This is a genomic window from Allobosea sp. GW822-FHT03F07 (assembly GCF_058801345.1).
On the sequence record NZ_JBXAND010000001.1, the window covers coordinates 1,747,923 to 1,763,701 of the forward strand.

The window sequence follows — 15,779 nt, forward strand, 5'->3', positions numbered from 1 at the left end:
AATCTTCATGGCCTCAGCGAACATATACGGTGATCTTGCGTGACATCACCGGGGGATCGTGCGGGACGTGGTTATGGTCTCCCAGCAGGAGCTGCAGGGTATGCTTGCCCTTGGGCAGGGTCACGACGACCTCGGTCTGGCCATTGCCGAGATGTACATTGTTGTAGTCGGCGGGGATCGGCTGGTCCGGCGGACCCGGATCGGTGTCGATCAGCAGATGGTGATGGCCGGTGTTAGACCAGACCGTGCCGGCGGGCGCGACGCCCATCTCCTTCAGGCCGATCCGGACCGTAAAGCGCTCGGGCACGCGCAGCCCGTCGAGCGGATAGTGGAAATAGACCAGGGCTCCCTTTGGGGCGGGCTGACGGGGAGCGGATTGCGCCCAGGCAGCGCCTGACAGGGGCAGCAGCACTGCCAGCAGCAGACCCGCCACGCCGCGCTGGAATAGTCTTGCGGCAGCATCATGTGCTGCAGCCGGCAGAGAGGGATGCGGGCTCATCGACGCCTCACCGGTCTCTTGCCGCCCGGTGCGACCAGCACCGTGATGCGCTCCGACATGATCGGCGGATCGTGCGGCACATGGTTCTCGTCGGCGAGGATGAGCTGGAGCGTGTGCTCGCCCATAGGCAGCGTGACCTTGCGCTCGGTCTGGCCGCCGCCGAGATGGATGTGATTCAGATCGGCGGGGATCGCCTGGTCGAGCGGCGGCGTCGGCGCGTCGATGATCAGGTGGTGGTGCCCGGTGTTCGGCTTGACGACGCCGGCCGGCGCCACGCCCATGTTGCGCAGGCCGAAGCGGATCGTCGTGGTCGGGAAGATCGCGTCGCCATCGCGCGGATAGACGAAGTAGACGACGGCGTCGTTAGGGGCCGGCGTCAACGCCGGCTTGCCAGGAGCTGGGGCGGCGGGAGGCGCGGGCTGCACGGCGGAGGCGACCTGCTGACCCTCGACGACGCGCACCCGGATTCGCTGTGACATCAGCGGCGGATCATGCGGGACATGGTCGTGATCGCCCATCAGCAATTGCAGCGTGTGCTCGCCCGGCGGCAGCGTCAGTTCCGCCTCCGTCTGGGCACGCCCGAAATGCAGATGGTTGAAGTCGCTGGGGATCTCGCGGTCGAGCGGCGGCAGGTCGGTATCGACGAGGAGGTGATGGTGGCCGCCATTCTCGCTCTTCGTCCCGGCCGGCGACAAGGCCACGCCCTCGACGCCGAAGCGAACGCGCGAGCGGGGCGGGATCGTCGCGCCGTCGGCGAGATCGACGAAGAACACCTTGGCGCCGGGCGCGGCGACGGAGCGCGGCTTCTCCTCGGCCTCAGCCGTCACCTCTATGGTGATCTTCTCCGACATGACCGGCGGATTGTGCGGGACATGGTCATGGTCGGCGAAGAGAAGCTGGAGCGTATGCTTGCCCGGCGTCAGCGCGATCTCGGCCTCGGTCTGGCCGCCGCCGAAATGGATGTGGTTGAAGTCGCTCGGGATCGGCTGGTCGAGCGGCGGCAATTCCGTGTCGATCAGGAGATGGTGATGGCCGGCATTGCGCTGCGGCGGGCCCGCGGGGGCGACGTCCATGCCGGTCAGCGCGAAGCGGATCGTCAGCTTGCCGGGAACGCGGGCATTGTTCGGCAAGTCGACGAAGCCGAGCCGGGCATTGGCGGGCGCTACGCTGCGCGGCCGCGCCCTTTCCTGGGCGAAGGCGGGCGCGGGAAGAGCCGTGGCGAGCGCTGCGAAGCCACATGCCAGAACGGCCGGCACGAAGCAAAGCCGAACCCTTCGCATCGGCTTGTCCCTTTCACGCGTTCCAGCCTTTTCAAAGATTATCAGTGCGGTGCCGCAGGGGCAAGCTGAATAGCCCTGATCCCAACAACTTGAGCGATGCCAGTTCCGTGCGGAACAGCTTGTGCGGACTGGATTTTTGCAAGGTGCTGCGATAGGTTGACGTAGAGGCTGGCAGCAGCCTTCAGGGAAAGATTTCATGAACCTTGTCGCCAGATTCTGGGCACTGGTCGGACTCGCGGTGCTGTTGCTGGCGGGGTCGGCGGCGGCCACGGAGCGCCGCGTCGCGCTCGTGATCGGCAATTCCGGCTACAGCAATGCGCCCGTACTGCCGAACACGGTCAACGACGCCCACGACATGGCCGCATCGCTGCGCAAGGTCGGTTTCGAGGTCGTCGACGGCGTCAATCTCGACAAGCGCGGCATGGACCAGGCGGTGACCCGGTTCGCGCGCCTTGCGCAGGATGCCGACGCGGTGATGTTCTACTATGCCGGCCACGGATTCCAGTTCAACGGCGAGAACTACCTCGTTCCGGTCGAGGCGCGCGTCGAGGACGAGGTCAGCGTCCAGTACGAGACGACGCGGCTGAACGACGTCATGACCGCTCTGAACTTCTCCAAGGGCGTCAAGATCATGGTGCTCGACGCCTGCCGCAACAATCCCTTCGTGAGTCAGCTCGCCAAGCGCCAGGCGACGCGGAGTTTTTCGGTCGGCAGCGGGCTTGCCCCCGTCGCGCGGGCTCAGGGCATGGTGATCGCCTATGCCACGCAGGCGAACGATGTCGCAGCTGACGGCATGGGGCGCAACAGCCCCTTCACGGCCGCCCTGGTGCGCGAGATCGACCAGCCCGGCCTCGAGGTCGCGACGATGTTCCGGCGGGTGCAGAAGAGCGTCTATGACGCGACCAACGGGCGCCAGACGCCGGAATTGTCGCTGTCGCTGCTGGGCGACTTCTATCTCAATCGGGAGGAGACCGACAGCGACGTGTGGCGCCGGATCCGGGCGAGCGACGACCCGGCCGCGCTCAACGCCTTCATTCAGCGCTATCCGACGAGCTTCTTCACCATCGATGCGCGCACGAGACTCGACCTGATCGAGCGCCGCGCGGCCGAGACGAAGGAGCGGGATTTGTTGGCGCGCGAATTCGCCGAGCGCGAGCGGGCGCTGCTGGAGCGTGTCGAGCGCGCCGAGAAGGTGCGGCAACAGGCTGCGACCGATCTGGCCCGCCGCCAGAGCGAGGCGGCGCCCGCCGTCTCGCAGCCCAGCTCGCCGGCGCGGCCGCAGGCTCCGGCTGCCGGAACCGTGAGGCCGGTCGCGATTCCCGCCCAGGAGAGGGCGGAGCGCGAGCGGCTGGCGGACGAGGTCTCGCGGCGCGAGCGCGAACTGGCCGCGCTCGAGACCGAAAAGCGGCGCCTGGCCGATGAGCGGGTCATGCTCGAGCAGGCGATGGCGGCGCGGATGGGCACGCTGACCATGTCCGCCCCGGTCCAGCCCAGCCTTTCGCTGGCTGTGCCGTCACCGCCGACCGAGCGTTCCCTGAACGAACGGGCGCTGGCGGAGCCGATCCTGCCCGCTCCTGCAGCAGCAACCCGCCCTCAGACGGTGCGGACGCAGAACACGCGCGTGCCGAGTGCCGCGACCTGCAGCGAGATCCTGCTGCGCGCGCAACTCGGCGAACTCACGCCTCAGGCGAGGGAGCAGTTGCAACTGTGCCGCTGAGCGCCCGATCGCCGCGTTTTTCCGACGCCGGATCGTGTCGTCCGGCTCCCGGCCCGCTGAGATGACTGGCAGATAATCATGTGGTCGATCTTCCGCCTTCGCAGTGACACCCGCCGACCTCCATTCCTGCAGGCCCTGATCGCAGCGGCCGCGATGCTGGGCTGCGCCGCCGCCCAGGGTCAGCCGGCGCCGCCGACGCCGGTGCCTTATCCGGAAGCGCTGCAGCGGGCCGCGAACGATCTCTTCGGCAAGGCCAATCTCGCGGCCGATCGCGTCGAACTGGTGATCGATCCGCTGATCGACGCATCGTCGGGCGCACAGTCGGCGGCGACGCGCGCGATGCAGAAGACGCTGATCGAGATCGTGCAGAAATCCTATCCGCGCTTCGTCGTGCAGCCCTTCAGTTCGGAGGTTCTGGCGCGCGATCCCGTCGTACTGGTCGGGACGCTGACCGCGGTCAACAACCAGGGTGGCGACGGCCCGCGCGATGCCTTCCGGATCTGCCTGACGCTGGCCGACCTGAAGTCGCGCACCGTCGTGTCCAAGGGTGTGGCGCGCTCGACGCTGGACAATGTCGACGTCACGCCGACGCAGTATTACCGCGACGCGCCCATATGGGCGAAGGATCAGGCGACCGACGCCTATGTGAAGACCTGCCAGGGCACGCCGCTCGGCGGCGGGCTCGATCCGGCCTATGTCGATCGCCTGACCGCCAATGCCCTGATCAATGACGGCATCGCCGAATATGAGGCGCAGCGTTTCCGCGAGGCCCTCGCCTTCTACCGCACGGCGCGGCGGCTGCCCGGCGGCGACCAGCATCGCGTTCGGGTCGGCACATATCTCGCCAGCGCCAAGCTCGGCCGCCGCGACGATTCCGTCGAGGCTTTCGGCGATCTCGTCGATTACGGGCTGAGCACCGACCAGTTGATGGTGAAGCTGCTGTTCCGGCCGGGCACGACGCAGTTCGTCGACAATCCGCAGATGACGGAGCCCTATCCGATGTGGCTGAGCCAGATCGCGACACGCGCCCGGCAGAAGGGCGCCTGCCTCGAGATTGTCGGCCACACCTCGCGCACCGGCATGCCGAATCTCAACGAGCGGCTGTCGGTCTCGCGGGCGCAGTTCATCATGGACCTGTTGGCGACGGGCATGCCGGAGGGGCGCAACCGGATGATCGCCACCGGCCGCGGCTTCAAGGAGAACCTCGTCGGCACCGGCAAGGACGACGCCAGCGACGCGCTTGATCGCCGGGTCGAGTTCAAGGTGATCGGCTGCTGAGCTCCGGCCGGATTCGGGCGCATTTCCGATCGGCCATGCCTGCGATCCTTCAAACGGATGAGGCGCGGCGTCGTCTGGCGCGCTCGGATAGGGCCGGTTCAATGCATCGGCGACGGGGCGGGCGGCAGGAATGAACGATACGGGCATCAACCCTTACGACGCCGTCGCCTATCCCGGGCATTCCTTCGCGCAGACGCATCCCGCAAGGCTGGCGACGATCGCGCATTTCCACGGCATGGAGGCCGCTTCGCCCTCGGCGATGCGTGTGCTCGAACTGGGCTGCGGTCGCGGCGGCAACCTGATCCCCATGGCGGCGCAGTATCCGGAAAGCCGTTTCGTCGGCATCGATCTCAGCGGCAGTGCCATCGAGCACGCCAAGGTTGCCACCACCGAACTCGGTCTTGGCAATCTCGTCTTCCACCACCGCAACATCATGGATGTGGGCGCAGAACTCGGCCAGTTCGACTACATCCTGGTGCACGGCGTCTATTCATGGGTGCCGGATTTCGTGCGCGACAAGATCATCGCGCTCTTCGGCGAGCTGCTGTCGCCCCATGGCATCGCCTATGTCAGCTACAATGCGCTGCCCGGCTGCCGGCTGCGCGATCTCGCGCGAGACGTGATGCTCTATGCGACGCGCGACGTGCATGACCCGCAGGAGCGGGTGCGCGTGGCGCGAGCCTCGCTCAAGGCCTTCGCCGAGGCCAGCGACGGCCAAACCTTCCATGGCGCTGCGCTCAGACAGCGCCTGGAACAACTCAACGATACGCCCGACAACGTGCTCTACCATGACGACCTCAATCCGGGCGCGCGGGCCTTCGCACTCCACGAGGTGCTGGGGGCGGCCGAGCGGCACGGCCTGCAGTTCCTGGCCGAGGCGTCCTTTCCCAACATGTACGGCGCCGCGAAGGGACCGGCCCAGGCCATGCTCGCCGGCATTCCTGTCGAGGAGGCGGTTTTGCGCGAACAGACGCTCGATCTGCTTATCGGCCGCGCCTTCCGCGAGACCTTGCTCTGCCGGCAGGGCATCACGCTGCGGCGCGGCATCAAGCCCGGCGCTCTCAAGCCCTATTACATCGCGGCGCATGCCTGGCTGGTCGAGGAGAAGGACGGCGAGGAGCAGAAGCCGGGCGTCGATCGCTTCGAGTTCGGCGAGGGTGTGCGATTGTCCGTCGATCTGCACCTGTGCAAGGCGGCGCTGCGCCAGCTCAGCAAGATCTGGCCCGCGAGCATCGCCTTCGATGATCTGGTTGCGCGGGCCGTCGCGGACGTAGGCGATGAACTCGGCCCCGATGTCGATGCACAGGTCGCGCGGCTGGACGAGGCGCTGCTGGCGATCTTCAAAGCGGGCCTGCTCGACGTCAAGCTCGCGCCGCCGCCTCTGACGACCGCGATCGGAGAGCGGCCGCTGGCGAGCGAGGTGGCGCGTTGGCAGGCGACGACGGCGCGCGAGGTCACCGATCTGCGCCACCGCATGGTGGCGCTCGACGGCGTCATCGTGCGCAAGTTCGTCTGCCTGCTCGATGGTTCTCGTACGCCCGAGATGCTGCTGAGCGATCTCAACGCCTTCCTCGACGAGGCGCATGGCTCCGGAGCCGATGTCGGCGACTTGCCCAGGCATGCCACCGCGGAGCAGGTCGCGATGCATCTGAAGGATGTCGCTCGCCTCGGCCTGCTGCATGCTTGATGGCTGAGGGGGCAACATTGTCGCAGCCACCCCGCGCGCGTATCCTGACGCTCCGGCATGCTGCTGCGACGGTGCATCGTGCGCGCAGGGTCGGCCGGTTTGGTGATGGCCGATGAGCGAACGCTTCAAGCAGTTCCAGGCCGTGTTTCCGGAGGAAGCCTGCCTCGACGCTCTGATGCGCGCCCGCCATGGCGGCAGCAGCATGACCTGCCCGGCCTGCGGACGCCCTGCGGCGTTCGAGCCGCGGCCGAAGCTGCGGGCCTTCTCCTGCAATCATTGCAGCTACATGATCCAGCCCGGCGCCGGGACGGTGCTCGACAACCGCCGGACACCGCTGCAGCTCTGGTTCTTCGCGCTGAAGGTCATCGCCGAGCAGGGCAGCAAGGCGGCAACGGGGATCATCGAGCGCGAAGCGAGGGTGCCGGCGATCACTGCGCGCCGGCTGGTCGACGACCTCGTGGCGCTCGAAGCCCAGGGTCTAGGCTGGTTCGAGGCCCTTCACCGCCGTGTTGTCGGTGGCCGACGCTCCGTGACGGCGCCGGCCGCCAAGGTTCCCGAGATCGCGAAGGCGAGCGCGGCCAGGCCGGGCAGGGCGGAGGGGGCCGCGTCCAAGCCGACACCTCCGACATTCGGGCAAGCGCCGGCCGCTGCCCGAGGCCTGTCGGGGCGGATGACCATGGTCGGACTCGTGGCCGGTGTCGCCTGCACCGCGATCGCCGTGCTCGGCATCGCGCTGGCCAAGCTGAGACAGGAGGAGACGCCGCCGGATCCCGAGATGGTCGCGATCCTCACTGCTCCGGCCTTGCAGACGGCGGTGCGGCCTTCACTCATCATCTCCTCGGTCGAGAGCGACCTCGAGGCGGCGCGGCAGGCGACCGAATTCGCGATCAACAGCGACCCGACACTTGCGGAGATCAAGGAGCAGGTCGCCGCAGTCCAGGACGTACCGGTCGTGCCGCTGGTGCTGCCGCCATCCAATATTTTGCTTGTGCCGCCGAAGCTGCCCTCCGGGCCGGCAGGGCCGGGACCGAGATCGCAGATTCTGAAGGCGCCGATCACCAGCGGCGGCGATCCCGAGCAACTCCTGACCTTCGGCCCGATCCGGATCCGCCGCCACCTCGTCGAGACGATCGTGCGGGCCGGCAAGGTCGTCGGCGCCGACCCCACCCTCCTGATGGCGGTCGCCGACAAGGAATCCTCGTTCTCTACCTCGGTCCAAGCCAAGACCTCGTCGGCGACGGGGCTTTACCAGTTCATCGAGCAGACCTGGCTCGGCGTCGTCAGCGAGTTCGGCGCCAAGCACGGATTGGCTGCCGAGACGAAGCTGATCGGCAAGAGCGGGAAGCAGTTCTTCGTCCCGGATGCGGCCGAGCGCCAGCGCATCCTGGATCTCCGGCGTGAGCCTTATCTCTCGGCGCTGCTCGCCGGCGAGATGCTGAAGCGCGACACGCTGCGGCTGGAGAAGGCGATGGGGCGCCACCTCACCGGCGGCGAGATCTATCTGATCCATTTCCTCGGGCCGGACGCCGCCCAGACCTTCATCGAGACGATGGAGGAAACGCCCGACGTCAAGGCGGCCGAACTACTGCCGCGCCCGGCGCAGGCCAACCGGCCGATCTTCTATGCGGAAGCCGGTGGCGAGACCAAGACGCTCTCGGTCTCCGAGGTCCACCGGAAGTTCAACGAGATGATCAAGGTTCGCCTCGACCGCTACAGCGCGGTGCGGCCGGGCGCAGCGCAGGCCGCCAACCGCGCATCGGCGAAGAAATGACCGATGACCCCCGCAGGCCTTCCGGCGTCGCCGGCAGCGCAGCACCAGAAAGGACGAGCAGCACCATGGCCGCGAACCGTTTCGAACAGGTCGACGAACCCCAGCCGGATGCGATCACGCTCAGCCTGAGCGCACGCGACGGCGAGACCTTCGGGCGCATCGCCTGCCCGGCGGAACTGGCCGGCGGACATCTCGTCAATGATTTCGTCAGCGACGAGATGAAGCCCGTGGATGCCTTCCGCTCGGCCATCCGGCTCGCCAACGAGATCAAGGCGCCGATCGTGGTCGAGGATTCGCAAGGCCTCTGGCAGGACGAATGGGGCGTGCTCTACCGCGATGAAGACTGAGCCGTGACAGCCTGAGCCCCTGGCAGTTACTCGATCCGGAAATACCGGACTCCCAGGCCCAACTTGCCGCCCTGGCGCGTGACATCCTGCTTCAGACTGGCGAAGAAGTCGGCCGAAGAGGTGGGGTTGGGTCCGGACAGGGCCGGCAGCGGCGCCTCGCTGACGAAGGTCAGGACCGTCTGCGGACGCGGTGCCCCCCCGGCCGCCGATTCGAGCTTGAGGTTGAAATTCGCGCGCCGGCCGTCGCGCCGGAGATAGCTCGCCAGATTGTAGACCAGCCCGTCATCGCCGATCAGCACGACGGCGATGTTGCGGCCGCCGTCATTGTCGATCGTGCCGCTCAGCACGTCGCCGCTCTTCATGTTGAAGGCGTTGATCTGCAGCCGTGGGGTGCGATCGATATTGTCGCCAAGCTGGCGCAGGAAATCCGCCATCGGGCATTGGGCGGCGGTGATCGGGCGCAGATGGATCTGCGCCTCGAAGCCGTTCGCTGCCTTGAAAGCGTTGTCGAAATTGACGAAGGGCTCGGTCGTGTTGCCGAAGCCTTCCAGCACGACGCGCCTGTCCGACAGTTCCGTCGGCCAGAGGAAGAAGCAGGGCCCACCCTCATAGGTCGCGACATAGCGCTGGATGCGCTCGGCCGGGGTGCGTGCGGGCTGCTCGGTCGAGGTTGCGGGCGGCGGGTCGCTGTGGCCGGCGCTGGCCGGCGGAGGTTCGGGTCGAACTGGCGGCTGTTGCGACGGGGTAGTCGGCGTCGCGGGTGGCCTCGGCGGCTCGGCGCTGGTTGGTTGCGGCATCCGCGGATCGGGTGACGCTGAGGCCGGCGGCCTGGACTCCGATGGCGGCGGGGCCGCCGGCACAGCAGGCGGCGTAGTGCTCATGCCGATCTGCGGGTTCGGCTGCGGCGCTGCGGGCGCGCTGGCCGGAGGGTCCGAAAGGTTCGGCGGCGGCGTCACCGAAGCGGGCGGGGCGGCCGGTTCGGTCAACTCCGGCGGCTTGCTTTGCGCCTGCGTGGAAGGCTCCTGCCGCGTTTCCGAGAGAAGCGGCGGCGGGCTGCTCGGCGGGCGCTGGTCGCGGCCAAGAAGCGTCCAGCCGTAGAAGCCGCCTGCAGCGATGAGCGCGACCGCGGCGACGCCGGCCAGCGCCCGCCACAGGGCACCCCCGCCGCTCTTGTTGTCGCCGGAGGACGAGGCGAGCGGTTTGGGCTTGCTGCGGCTGAAGGCTGTTTTCGGCTCCCAGGCGGCGACCTCGGACATGTCGGCGAGGCGGTCGGCGGGGTCGGCGGCGAGCATGCGTGTCAGCAGCGGGCGGATGCGCGCATCGACCAATGACAGATCGGGCACGCGGCGGCGCTTGTCGAGGATCTGGACCTGGGTGCCGCCCATGTCGAGCGCCTTGCCGGTCAGCGCCTCGGCCAGGACGAGGCCGAAACTGTACATGTCGGAGCGGCCGGTGACCTCGCCATCATAGAGGCCGAGCTGTTCGGGCGAGACATAGTTGTATTTGCCGGCGAAGCCGGAGCCGATCACCGTGCCGTCGCCCAGGACGCTGGAGCGGGCGATGCCGAAATCGATGATCTTGGCACGGGCCAGATTGCCGCCGGGCAGGATGATGTTGTCGGGCGAGATATCGCGGTGAACGATGCCGAGCAGGTGCGCGGCATGCAGCGCGGGCGCGATGCGCCGGCGCAGCACGTCGACCTCCTCCAGGCTCAGCGGTCCTTCCTTGATACGGTCGGACAGGGGCTGGCCATCGACGAATTCCATCGCGAGATAGGGCGACTGCGTCACAGGGTCGATGGTGAAGACGTAATAGCGGACGATGGCCTCGTTATAGAGATTATGCAGCGCCGCCGCCTCGCGCCGGAACAGGGCGAGCGCGGCCTCGTCACGCGCCATTTCGGGGCGGATCATCTTGATCGCGACGGCGTCGCCCGTCTGGATGGCGCGGCCCTTGTACACCTCGCCCATGCCGCCGACCGCGATCAGCCGTTCGACCTCGTAAATCCCGTTCAGCGTGGTCCCGACCGAGACGGCGCCGGCGCGCGGCGTAAAGACGGTGCGCTCGGAGTCGCTCATGGCGTGCCATTCCCCTGCATGCGCATATTGGGCATCCACTGCGTGTTCCGGGACTCGTCCTGATGATAACGGACGATGATTACCGTGACATTGTCGCGCGCGCCGCGCTGCAAGGTCAGCGCCAGCAAGGCGTCGCAGGCCTGCTGGGCGCCGGCATCGTCGACCGCCTGGAGGATCTCGTCATCCGCGACATGCTCGGTCAGCCCGTCCGAGCAGAGCACGAAGACGTCCTCGCTCGCGATCTCGCCACTGTCGAGGTCGAGCTCCGGCATGTCGTGGACGCCGATGGCTCGGGTGATGACGTGGCGGCGCGGCGAGCGCCTGGCCTCGTCAGGCGTCAGCAGGCCGCGCTCGACCATGTCCTGGACCTCGGTATGGTCGCGCGAGATCTGCGTGATCTGGCCGGCCCGGACGAGATAGATGCGGCTGTCGCCCGACCAGACGCAGGCGAAATGCCGGTCGTGGACGAGCAGGACGGCGAGCGTCGAACCCATCGGCGCGCCGCCGCTGTCGGCGATGCGCCGGCGCAGCTCGGCATTCGCCTGGAGAACCCCATCCTCCAGCCGCGCCAGCAGATCCGGCGCCGACTGGGTCACGCCGATACGTTCGATCGCGGCTGCGACGGTCGCGCTGGCCAGCGCACCGTTCTCGTGGCCGCCCATGCCGTCCGCCACGGCCCAGACGCCGAACTCCGGACGGACGACCAGATTGTCCTCATTGGCGCTGCGGACGCGGCCGACATGGCTGATCGCGCCGGTCTCGAAGGGGGCGGTGGCGTGGCTGAGGTCGTTCATGGTCCGGCTCGCCCCTGTTGGAGGAACGCATCGAAACGGCCGGTCAGCAGGCCGCTGAACAGATAGGGGTCGGGAAGGCCGTGGCCGACCAGAGCGAGCGGCTCGAAATTCTCGCCGCCGACTGTCCAGAAGCAGGTCGAGTGAGCATAGGCGCGGGCATGGTCCTCGACACGCAGTGCCGCCAGCCGCTCGGGAAAGCCGGAAGCGGTGATCGCCGTGACGATGGTGCCGTCCGGGAGCCGCACCATATCGGCCGGAGGCGGTGCGAGCAGTTCGTCGCTGGGTGTTCGCAATTGACCGAGGCGCAGCGAGACGGCTTCGAAGCTCGCTTCGGCATCCAGCGCCTGCAGCAGGAAATCCTCGATTTCGCCGAACCAGGCGTCCTGCGGATCGAGTTCCGGATGCGGGATCGCGCCGCCGGGTTCCGCCAGGGCGAAGGCGGTCAGCGGGAAATAGCGCCCGACCCCATCGACCGAGGGCATGAAAGCCCCGGCAACCGTCTGGCCGCAGAAGGTCTGCCCGAGCCAGAAGCGCCAGATCGGCGCGTTCAGGAAGGCCTGCTGCCAGCCGCCGGCGAGTTCGAGCCGGCTCGCGGTGAGGCCGCCCTGGAGCCAGGCCTCGTAGACTTTGAGAAAGGCGGCGGGGGCATTCAAGGCGATGAAGTCGCGCTTGCCCGGCAGCTTTCCGAACAATCCGCAGGCCATCGTCTCAGATCCCGGTCGGGCAGCGGATGTCCCGCAAGGCGGGCAGGATCAGCGGATTCTTGAGCGAGCCGACGCCGAAGGAGTAGCCGACCTGGCGACCGCCGGCCGCGAGCGTCAGCCCGACATTGTCGCCCTGCTTGAGCACCGAACCGGCATCGAGCAGGCGGAAGAAGGACCAGACGCCGTCCTTCTCGAAGAGCTTGACCTCGCCAGAGGGCGTACTCGGCCCGCTGGAGAAGAAGCCGCCACCGAACGCCCCGCCGGTGCTGCCGCCGAGCGTCAGGGTGATGGCCGTGCGGCCGATGCCGGCACCCGGCCACATCACCGGCGCCGGCGTGTTGACGCCCTGCTGGCTCTGCACGGTGAAGCCGTTGATCTCGAGCTTGGCGCTGGCCGCGTCGGCCGAGAGCGCGGTCGGGACGACGATCATCTGGAAGGAAGGCAGGTTGCCGCCAGTCGGGAAGAAGGCCTCCTTGATCTCGCTGGCGCGCTGGAATTCGCGGAGCGTCGTCGGTGAGAGCGCGCGGGCGACGCGGCTTTCGACACGCCAGTTCCACTGCGCCTTGGAGCTGTCGACATAGGGCTCGAGCCGCTCCTTGTAGAACTTGTCCATGATGCCGCCGGGAGCGAACAGCCGGGCGAAGTCGGCCAGCGGCACGTCGCGCGTGCTCGCCTTCACGAAGGGGTAGCGGTTGGTCAGGATATCGGTGCAGACGCGGCCGACCTGATCGCCCAGTGCCTGTCGCAGCAGCGCGACCGTCGCCCCTGTGGCATCGCCCTCGAAATCGTTGACCGCCGAGACGACCATGGCGCCGAAGGGCGCGGGATAGCGCGAGGAATTGGCGCGCAAGGCCGCGATCAGCGGCACCAGTGCCGCATTGGCTGCAGCCGACTGGGCCGGGTTGGTCGCGGCGATGGCGAGGTTCTGGTTGATCTCCGAGAAGATCTGAAGGAGCTGGTCGACCGGCCGGCGGCCGAGATCGCCCTCGACCAGGACATGGAAGGGCTTGAACTGGCTCTCGATGTCGGCGCCGAGCGCCTCGTTGCCGCCACCGCCGAGCACGCGCTCGACGCCGGGCGCGCTCAAGGGGAGGTTGGTGCCCAGCCGGCTCAGCGCTTCGCTCGCGCGCTTTTCCAGCACGTCGGTCGCCGCTTGTGCCGCCGCCTTGCGGGCGGAGGGCCGCTCCTTGGTGAGCTGCGTCTCGTCGCGGATGGATTCGAGGATCTGCTTGAAGGGCGAGGTCGGCGCCGCCATGGCGCTGAGCGCGACATATTGCGGCTTGTCGGCGTTAAGCGGGCGCAGCTTCAGGCGCGCCAGCGAGCGCTGCCAGGAGGCGACGTAGTCGCGGCTGTAGAGCTTCAGCAGGTCCTGGAAGAGCGTGGCGTATTGCGAGATGATCGCCTGCTGGTCGACATTCTCGCCCAGCACCCAGCGCTCCTTCTCGATCCGGTCGCCGATATCGCCGAGGCGATCGACGAAGGCGTTCTGGAAGCCGTCATAGGTGTAGAAATAGGGCACGCGAACCTGATCGAGGTCTTCGCCACCGACGCCCTCGAAAGCCAGGCGGACGTCGGAGCCGCCGCGCCTTGCCGCGACCCAGTCCTTCTGGCTCTGCGAGCGGGCCTGGGTGCGCAGCAGTTCATAGGCGCGCTCCGCGATGCTGAGGCGGCGCAGGGTGCGCTGGCTGTTCTCGATCAGCGACTGGTTGAGCTTGACCAGCGGCTCGGCATCGCCGTCGTCGAGGTCGAGCATCGCGACGAGATGCTCCTCCAGCGCCTCGCGGCCCTTGGCGTTGGCGGCGCCCGGGAACAGGTTCTCGGCCCAGTCCAGCCGCATCCAGGCGATGACGAGGTCGCGGTCGAGTTTCGCCTGCCCACCAACCATCATGTAGACCTTGAGCGCCTCGTAGACGAAGCCTGGATTGTTCTGGTTGGCCTCGAGCTGCTCCTCCAGCCGGAAGATGATGCGCGAGCGCAGCATCCGTTCCAGCGCCTGCTGATAGGTGATTTCGGCAGCGTTCTGGAGCCGGTCGCGCTGACTGAGGCCAAAGGTGGCGGCAACCGGCGTCGGCTCCTCACGCGTGGCGTAGCCTGCCGGCATGTGGCGCAGCTTGTGCAACAGCGGCAGCACACGGCTGAAATTACGCTCGGAGATCGTCGTCTCCTGCAGCACCGGCGCGGCGCTGCTGCGGTAGTCCGACAAGCCGTAGTTGGTTGCGGTGATCAGGTCGCTGTTGCGCGAGAAGCTCATCCACCACAGGCCGAGCGCCACCAGCGAGACGATGGCGACCGTGGCGAAGCCTGCAACGCGCAGCATGGTGGCGCGGCGCGCAGCGCCGAGATCGGTCGAAACCCAGCCGGCCTCGCCGATGATCACCTTCTGGATCAGGTCGGTGAGGAAGTAGCTCTTGCCGCGGCCGGAATAGGCGCCGGTATTGGCGTGGTCGCTGCCGAAACTGCGTGAAAGGGCGCCAATCAGTTGGTCGATCGGCGTGCCTTCCTGCGTGCCGGAGGTGAAGTAGAAGCCGCGCAGCGTCGCATTGGCGTGATAGCGGGTCGGTTCGAAGACGCGGCCGAGGAAATCCACGATCGAGCGCTTCAGCGTCGCCATCTGGCTCGGGAAGCCGAAGATCTGGGCGCGGGCGGTCGGATTGGCCTCGTCCTGCAGGCGATCGGGCAGGCGTTCGTTCAGGCGTTCGATCAGCGCGTCGTATTCGGGCGCGACATCGCCGATCATGTTGCGGGTCTTGTCGGTGGTCTGGAAGGAGTGGCCCCAGACCATGCGGCGCTGCGGCTCGGAGAGCGCGCCGAAGAACTCGTTGAAGCCTGCGATCAGGTCGGATTTCGTGAAGACGGCATAGACCGGGAAATCGACCTTCAGCCGCTCGTTGAGTTCGAGCAGGCGGCTGCGGATCGCGTCGGCATGGGCAGCGATCTCCTCCGGCGAGGAGGTCAGCAGGTCCTCGACGCTGATCGCGACCATGACGCCGTTGATCGGCTGGCGCGGGCGGTTGGCCTTGAGCAGGTCGAGGAAGGCAAACCAGCTCGCCTTCTCGGCGTTGGTGTCGGTGTCCTGCGTGGTGTAGCGGCCGGCGGTGTCGATCAGCACCGCTTCCTCGGCGAACCACCAGTCGCAGTAGCGTGTGCCGCCGACGCCGGCCACCGCTGCAGGCGCTGCGCCGCCACGGGCGAGGGGGAATTTCAGCCCGGAATTGACCAGCGCGGTCGTCTTGCCGGCGCCGGGCGGGCCGATGATGACGTACCAGGGCAGGTCATAGAGATAATCGCCCCCCTTCGCGCCACGAGCACGGCGCAGCGTCGCCAGGGCGTCGTGCATGGCGCCGGACAGCGCCGCGGCATCGCCGGTCGATTCCTGCTGCTGTTCCAGAGCCTGCGTCAGCGCCGCAGTCGCGCGGCGGCGGCGGATGACGATCACGGCGATCCAGGCGACGGCGCCGAGCGCCAGCAGCGCGACGATGGGCAGGCGCACCCAGATCGACTCGAACGGCCTGACCTCGCCGACCGCAAGGAACGGCGCGCCGAACCAGACGAGCAGGGCGAGCGCCAAGGTTCCGACGAAGATCGCAGCAACACGCAACCAGGCGGCGAGATTCATCTGCACCT

The 15,779-nt window shown here is 67.6% G+C and carries 11 protein-coding genes; 5 read left to right on the plus strand and 6 right to left on the minus strand.

Annotation, left to right across the window (positions count from 1 at the left end; genetic code table 11):
• Positions 1-13 precede the first annotated feature (13 nt).
• Both AC1RMY_RS08440 and AC1RMY_RS08445 read right to left on the minus strand, forming a co-directional pair.
• Positions 14-499, minus strand: coding sequence for a DUF4399 domain-containing protein (locus AC1RMY_RS08440; RefSeq protein WP_492863494.1), 486 nt, complete (start codon positions 497-499; stop codon positions 14-16).
• Complete coding sequence (locus tag AC1RMY_RS08445; RefSeq protein WP_492863495.1) at positions 496-1,755, minus strand: DUF4399 domain-containing protein; 1,260 nt, start codon at positions 1,753-1,755, stop codon at positions 496-498. The genes AC1RMY_RS08440 and AC1RMY_RS08445 overlap by 4 nt, the downstream gene beginning before the upstream one ends.
• Positions 1,756-1,975: 220 nt before the next feature.
• Here AC1RMY_RS08445 and AC1RMY_RS08450 point away from each other — a divergent pair, with 220 nt between their 5' ends.
• The 5 genes from AC1RMY_RS08450 (at position 1,976) to AC1RMY_RS08470 (ending at position 8,579) form a co-directional block, all read left to right on the plus strand.
• Positions 1,976-3,496 (plus strand): caspase family protein, encoded by a 1,521-nt coding sequence (locus tag AC1RMY_RS08450; protein ID WP_492863496.1) that lies wholly within the window; start codon positions 1,976-1,978, stop codon positions 3,494-3,496.
• A 78-nt stretch (positions 3,497-3,574) separates the two neighbouring features.
• Positions 3,575-4,774: an OmpA family protein gene (locus AC1RMY_RS08455; RefSeq protein ID WP_492863497.1), complete on the plus strand. Its 1,200-nt coding sequence runs from the start codon at positions 3,575-3,577 to the stop codon at positions 4,772-4,774.
• Positions 4,775-4,904: 130 nt separating this feature from the next.
• Positions 4,905-6,461: a methyltransferase regulatory domain-containing protein gene (locus AC1RMY_RS08460; RefSeq protein WP_492863498.1), complete on the plus strand. Its 1,557-nt coding sequence runs from the start codon at positions 4,905-4,907 to the stop codon at positions 6,459-6,461.
• 112 nt (positions 6,462-6,573) lie between these two features.
• On the plus strand, positions 6,574-8,232 hold the full coding sequence (locus tag AC1RMY_RS08465) for a transglycosylase SLT domain-containing protein (RefSeq protein WP_492863499.1): 1,659 nt from the start codon (positions 6,574-6,576) through the stop codon (positions 8,230-8,232).
• 65 nt (positions 8,233-8,297) lie between these two features.
• Complete coding sequence (locus AC1RMY_RS08470) at positions 8,298-8,579, plus strand: hypothetical protein (protein ID WP_492863500.1); 282 nt, start codon at positions 8,298-8,300, stop codon at positions 8,577-8,579.
• Positions 8,580-8,605: 26 nt separating this feature from the next.
• Here AC1RMY_RS08470 and AC1RMY_RS08475 read toward each other — a convergent pair whose 3' ends face one another.
• Genes AC1RMY_RS08475 through tssM form a run of 4 tightly spaced genes read right to left on the minus strand, consistent with a single transcriptional unit; the run spans position 8,606 to position 15,771 of the window.
• Positions 8,606-10,657 carry a serine/threonine-protein kinase gene (locus tag AC1RMY_RS08475; RefSeq protein WP_492863501.1) on the minus strand — a complete coding sequence of 684 codons (2,052 nt, stop codon included), beginning with the start codon at positions 10,655-10,657 and terminating at the stop codon, positions 8,606-8,608.
• Positions 10,654-11,451 carry a PP2C family protein-serine/threonine phosphatase gene (locus AC1RMY_RS08480; protein ID WP_492863502.1) on the minus strand — a complete coding sequence of 266 codons (798 nt, stop codon included), beginning with the start codon at positions 11,449-11,451 and terminating at the stop codon, positions 10,654-10,656. Before AC1RMY_RS08480 ends, AC1RMY_RS08475 begins: the two co-directional genes overlap by 4 nt.
• Positions 11,448-12,155, minus strand: coding sequence for a type VI secretion system-associated protein TagF (tagF, locus tag AC1RMY_RS08485; RefSeq protein WP_492863503.1), 708 nt, complete (start codon positions 12,153-12,155; stop codon positions 11,448-11,450). Before tagF ends, AC1RMY_RS08480 begins: the two co-directional genes overlap by 4 nt.
• Positions 12,156-12,159: 4 nt before the next feature.
• Positions 12,160-15,771: a type VI secretion system membrane subunit TssM gene (gene tssM / locus AC1RMY_RS08490; protein WP_492863504.1), complete on the minus strand. Its 3,612-nt coding sequence runs from the start codon at positions 15,769-15,771 to the stop codon at positions 12,160-12,162.
• Between the last annotated feature and the right edge of the window lie 8 nt (positions 15,772-15,779).